General features: G+C 53.2%; 3 protein-coding genes and 1 pseudogene. 2 read left to right on the plus strand and 2 right to left on the minus strand.

The window, feature by feature from the left end; translation table 11 throughout:
- Positions 1-247: pseudogene (locus CW742_RS09960) on the minus strand (secretion system protein E); the annotation flags it as partial.
- A 261-nt stretch (positions 248-508) separates the two neighbouring features.
- On the opposite strand from CW742_RS09960, the gene CW742_RS09965 reads away from it, so the two are divergent.
- Positions 509-1,312 carry a hypothetical protein gene (locus CW742_RS09965; RefSeq protein WP_342764871.1) on the plus strand — a complete coding sequence of 268 codons (804 nt, stop codon included), beginning with the start codon at positions 509-511 and terminating at the stop codon, positions 1,310-1,312.
- The gene (locus tag CW742_RS09970; protein WP_292419874.1) at positions 1,309-2,007 is read left to right on the plus strand and encodes a KaiC domain-containing protein; all 699 of its coding nucleotides are present in this window, start codon (positions 1,309-1,311) and stop codon (positions 2,005-2,007) included. The genes CW742_RS09965 and CW742_RS09970 overlap by 4 nt, the downstream gene beginning before the upstream one ends.
- A 378-nt stretch (positions 2,008-2,385) precedes the next feature.
- Here CW742_RS09970 and CW742_RS09975 read toward each other — a convergent pair.
- A partial coding sequence (locus CW742_RS09975) for a hypothetical protein (RefSeq protein WP_292419876.1) occupies positions 2,386-2,782 on the minus strand: 397 nt, incomplete at its 5' end.

Below are 2,782 nucleotides of genomic sequence, written 5' to 3' on the forward strand. Positions count from 1 at the left end.
TCCCGTGCCGCTCGAAATCATATTCCTCTACCGGTGCCTTGTCACTGCCCTTTTCAAGCGATAGTAGCCTGCGGATCGAGAGGCCGGACTTTTTCCCGGGTGATCCGGCTGCAGCAGCATCCCCGCCAGCTGCAGGGGGCTGCTGCCCGGTTCCACTCCCGGCCGCAGCACTCCCATCCGCCGTTGATCCGGGTTGTGTTCCGGTCTCGACCCGTTTGCGGGATTTGATAAGGTCTCCCAGTCCCATGGTCCGCGATCTCCCTCCTGAAGATACTGGTGTTCCGATGTATAGTTCGTGAGATCAAGTTATATAAGGGTGTGTCTGCAAGGGGATATCCGGGCGATTTATCCGGCCCGTTTCATCGTTCCTTTCTCCATTTTTCCCGGAACGGTCCCGCTCCCTCCTGCCGGCAGATATCTTTAAGTGCCAGTCCATGACACTTTCTCTTGCAAACTTCCGCTTGATCGTCATTGAGAGGCAAAAATGCAGGATTCTCATCGAAAGAAAATGCCTACTGGTATCGCTTCGCTCGATCCCGTACTTGAAGGTGGCGTCCCGCCGGGATCGGTCATCCTCCTTCTCGGGGACCTCGGTGCGGGGAGTTACGAGTTCACCTACAGCTCGGTTGTCAACAACCTCGGTCTCATGAAGGAGACCCTGCCGGAGAACCTGGTTGCCCCAAAGGAGATACGGTACATCACGTTCACGCGGATCAAAGACGATGTGCGCCAGGAGATCCTGAATTCGTTCCATGTCACGGGACTGGAGAACCTGGTTGATGCCATCCAGTTCAACGACCTCTCGGAGCTCTATTTCGACAACAGCGTTGTCCCGAATGAATGGTACAGCCAGAGCAGTGTCATAACACGGCTCCAGAAGCGGGCAGGGCAGGACACGCTCCTTGTCCAGCTGGCAAATGCTGTCAACAACGCCAGTCCCGGTGGCCTTATCATCCTTGATTCTATCACCGATATTGCGACCCAGTCCACGGTGCCGCATTGCTGGACCAGCCTTGCCGGTTTTCTCCGGGGCCTGCAGCGGGTTGCCAAGCAGCGGGGGATAACCGTGTACCTGCTGCTGAGCAGGGGTATCCTGGAGTCTGCGCAGGAGCGGGAGCTTGCCGACATAGCAGATGCCGTGCTCCTCTTCAAGTGGGAGGAATCGACCGGTGCCCGGCGGCAGCGGGTCATGTACTTCGAGAAGTTCCGCGGTGTCATGCCCCACCTGGAGGAGAAGGATTTGGTGAAGTTCGCGGTCAGGATATCGGAAGCCGGCGGGTTTGAGGTCAGCAACATCCGGGTGGTTATATGAATGGCGACAGGGTCAAGATCGGGATCCCGGGCCTGGACGATATGCTGGGCGGGGGGCTGATCCGGAACAGTATCTGTTCGATCATCGGCACCTATGGTACGGGAAAGACAACCTTCTCGCTTGAGTTTGTCTGGGAAGGGCTCAAGAAAAAAGAGAACATCATTTACATCAGCCTTGAGGAGCGGGAAGGGCGTATCCTCACCTACATGGAGCAGAAAGGATGGGATGTCAAGCCGTACCTGAACAAGTCGCTCTTTGTGATCAAGCTCGATCCCACGGACTTCAACCTTGCCAATAACCGGATCAAGAACGAGCTGCCCAAGCTCATCGAAGAGGTGAAGGCAACCCGGGTTGTCATCGACCCCATCTCCCTGTTCGAGGATCTCTTTACCACGGATTCCGAGCGAAGGCAGGAGATGTTCCGGTTCATCGAGGGGCTCCGCGACAAGAACTGCACCATTATGCTGACCTCGGAAACACATCGGGACAATGTCTTCTCCAGCCGCCATGGCCTCATCGAGTACCTCTCCGACACGGTCATCCTCCTCCGCTACGTGCGGCCATCCGATCTCTCCGCGGTCCACCTTGCCCTTGAGGTAGTGAAGATGCGGATGTCACAACACTCCCGCGAGATCAAGCCGTACGAGCTCCAGCAGGACCAGGTGCTGGTGTACTCGGAAGCAAATGTGTTCTGACCGAAAGATCATCAGACCTTAAAGTAGAGAAGAATACTATCAGGTTTCTTCAAATTCCGAAAGATCATCAGACCTTAAAGTAGAGAAGAATACTATCAGGTTTCTTCAAATTCCGAAAGATCATCAGACCTTAAAGTAGAGAAGAATACTATCAGGTTTCTTCAAATTCCGAAAGATCATCAGACCTTAAAGTAGAGAAGAATACTATCAGGTTTCTTCAAATTCCGAAAGATCATCAGACCTTAAAGTAGAGAAGAATACTATCAGGTTTCTTCGAATTCCGAAAGGTCATCAGACCTTGAGGAGGAGAAGAAATGCGAAGCATTTCTTCGAACCCGAAAGGTTCGAAAAGCCGACGGATCTTCTCATCCTCAATCTTCAAAGATCTTTTGGATGTTCTTCTCTTCCCCATAGTCCTGATAGCTGGTAACGGGCATCCCCAGCCGTAGATTCTACGACGTGAGAATCCCTGCTAACCCGGAAACCCTCATAATGCCCTCCGGACACGGGATTATTGCCGCTGCAAGCCAAAACCTGTGGCTCCCTCTTTTCGGCCCGTAGAATGTGGTAAAAATTTACCTCCCCCATCAGACGTGAAAATGGCGTTTTTCTCAAAATTATTTCCTCATTTTCCGGCTTTATTCCCTCCGAGCCCGGAACAGATGCCAAACGGAGCCCTTTACTGGCCGGGCTTGGTGTATCACGTGTGTGTCTCGTTACATGGACGCGGGGTTCCAATACAAGTCCCCTGGCAATTATTGGGTGGTCTTCCCTC

This window comes from Methanoregula sp. (assembly GCF_002835825.1).
In the GTDB taxonomy this organism is placed as follows: domain Archaea; phylum Halobacteriota; class Methanomicrobia; order Methanomicrobiales; family Methanospirillaceae; genus Methanoregula.